The organism is Caldicoprobacter sp. (genome assembly GCF_047459465.1).
Classification (GTDB): domain Bacteria; phylum Bacillota; class Clostridia; order Caldicoprobacterales; family Caldicoprobacteraceae; genus Caldicoprobacter.
The window spans coordinates 1-2,760 of sequence record NZ_VSCO01000194.1; the positions used below are offsets into that span (position 1 = coordinate 1).

2 protein-coding genes are annotated in these 2,760 nt (G+C 42.0%); both read right to left on the reverse strand.

The window, feature by feature from the left end:
- On the reverse strand, window positions 1-1,298 hold a 1,298-nt coding region (locus FWJ59_RS09185), incomplete at its 3' end, for an ATP-binding cassette domain-containing protein (protein WP_414481638.1).
- A 167-nt stretch (window positions 1,299-1,465) separates the two neighbouring features.
- Entirely contained in the window at window positions 1,466-2,569 is a 1,104-nt protein-coding gene (gene chvE / locus FWJ59_RS09190; protein ID WP_414481637.1) for a multiple monosaccharide ABC transporter substrate-binding protein, read from the reverse strand.
- Between the last annotated feature and the right edge of the window lie 191 nt (window positions 2,570-2,760).

A 2,760-nucleotide genomic window follows, 5' to 3' on the forward strand; every position in this document is an offset into this window, starting at 1 on the left:
TCTATGCCCCTGGTCGGCTCGTCCAAGATCAATATATCGGGCTTGGCAAAAATCCATTTGCTGAGCAAAACCTTTTGCTGATTTCCTCCCGACAAATTGCCGGTTTTCTGCAGTACGATGCTGCATTTAATATTAAGTTTCTGGCGATATTCCTCAGCAACATATATTTCCTTATTTTCATCAATTATCATTTTTTTGCTTATATGGCCCAGGTTTGCAAGAGAAATGTTTCTCTTCACATCATCAATCAAAATAAGCCCGGCTGATTTTCGATCTTCGGTAACATAAGCCAGTCCATTCTCTATTGCATGGCGTACGTTGTTTATGGTTAGCTCCTTGCCATTCTTTATTATTTTACCTCTTATATTCTTCCCGTAGGATTTCCCGAATACGCTCATGGCAAATTCGGTTCTGCCCGAGCCCATAAGCCCGTATATCCCGACAATTTCTCCCCTTCTCACCTTGATGCTGACGTCTTTTATTACCTTTCTGCCTTCAATCAAAGGATGATACACAGTCCAATTCTTTACTTCAAAAATGACCTCACCAATCTTGGGAGTCCTTTTAGGAAAACGGTTTGTAAGCTCTCGCCCTACCATCGCTTTGATGATCTTATCTTCACTTATATCATCCCTGTGCTTATCGAGGGTTTCAACGACACGACCATCCCTGAGGATGGTGATGGAATCGGCAACTTTTAGCACTTCATGCAACTTGTGTGAAATCAATATGGAGGTAATGCCTTCTTTCTTAAGTTCCAGCAAAAGATTTAACAGGTTTTCGGCATCTTCTTCATTCAAAGCTGCCGTTGGCTCATCCAGAATAAGCAGTTTTACATTCTTGGCCAACGCCTTTGCAATTTCTACAAGCTGCTGCTTGCCAACACCTATATCCTTTACAAGGGTAGCAGGATTCTCCTTAAGCCCAACTTTTTGCATAAGCCTTATGGCCTGTACATGAGTCTGATTCCAGTCTATGATCCCCTTTTTAGCACGTTCGTTGCCTAAAAATATATTTTCGCCTATAGAAAGAGACGGTATCAAAGCCAATTCCTGATGGATAATGGCTATACCAGCCTTTTCGCTGTCCTTTATACCTTTAAAAGAGCATTCTTTGCCCTCAAATAGTATGGTCCCAGTATAAGTCCCATGAGGATAAACGCCACTCAATACATTCATAAGGGTGGACTTCCCTGCCCCGTTTTCACCTACTAGGGCATGAATCTCACCCTTTCGCACCTTGAGATTAACGTTGTCCAGCGCTTTTACTCCGGGAAAAACCTTTGTAATATTCCTCATCTCAAGAATATATTCCACCGCTTTATCAACCCCTATATACCATTTTTTGTTAATATGGCCTATGAACGACAAAAAACTATGCATCATATTTACAAGCCGAACAGACATTAGCTGTTCGGCTTGTAAATACTCATTTAAAATTCAATCAACTGGACTTCCAATACAGTTCATTGTTGCAGATCTGCTTCGGTGTAATAACCGCTGTCCAGCAATATTTCCTTATAGTTGTTAACATCTACATATACGGGCTCGCACAAGTAGGAAGGAACAACCTTCACTCCATTATGATAAGTCTCAGTATCATTTACTGGCACTTCTTTGCCTTCCAATATAGCCTCAACCATTTCAACGACTTTAGCCGCAAGTACCCTCGTATCTTTAAACACAGACATTGATTGTTGTCCGTTAATCATGGCAATTACATTGGCTTTATCGCAATCCTGACCTGTCAGAATTGGATAGGGCTTATCGGGCGTACCATACCCGTTATTCTTGAGGGAAGCGACTATACCTATTGCCAGGCTGTCGTTAGGCGACAATATGGCATCCAGCCTTGTTCCATCCGCATAATAGGCCGTAATCAAATTATCCATCCTTGCCTGGGCTTTAGCCGAATCCCAGTTGGGAATGGCTACCGTTACGAAATCGGTCTGTCCGCTCACAACCACTAACTGACCATTGTCAATATAGGGCTTAAGCACGCTCATGGCACCGTTATAGAAGAAAAGAGAATTGTTGTCATCGGGTGCACCACCAAATATCTCTATATTGTAGGGTCCTTTTCCCTCTTTCAATCCAAGCTTTTCTTCAATGTACTGTCCCTGAATGACGCCAACCTTGAAGTTGTCAAATGTGGCATAGTAATCGACGTGTTCCGACTGCATGATAAGGCGGTCATATGCAATGACCTTTATATTATTTTCAGCCGCTTTTTTGAGCACGTCAGTGAGAGCCGAACCATCGATAGACGCAATTACCAAAACCTTACATCCTTTAAGAATCATGTTCTCAATCTGCTGTATCTGCGTATTCACATCGTTGTTAGCATATTGGAGGTCAACCTTGTATCCTTTGGCCTCGAGTTGCGCTTTCAGGTTAGCTCCGTCCTGATTCCACCTCTGCAAAGACTGGGTAGGCATGGCAACACCAATGAGGATGTCCTTCTTCTCAGCCGAAGAACCGGATGAAGGATTGGAGGAAGTTGATGAACCACATGCAGTAATGCTCAACATGAGAGCCGCTGCCAAGATAAAAATGATAAATTTTTTCATTTATAACTCCTCCCTTTATTATTTTATTGGATTTATCAGCTATGTTCATTATAGAATTTGTCACAATCGATGCTCAACGTAATCAGATGCCCAGTTGCTTTAAAAATATGCTCCCTTGAAAAGCAATATTTTACTCCTTTCGGTTATCATGCTGCAAATCTAGCGCAATTTTTCCCTGTACTCGGTAGGGG

What these genes read in the sequence shown, in the direction of transcription:
- chvE (WP_414481637.1), bottom strand. Translation starts at nt 2,569, where the DNA reads ATGAAAAAATTTATCATTTTTATCTTGGCAGCGGCTCTCATGTTGAGC.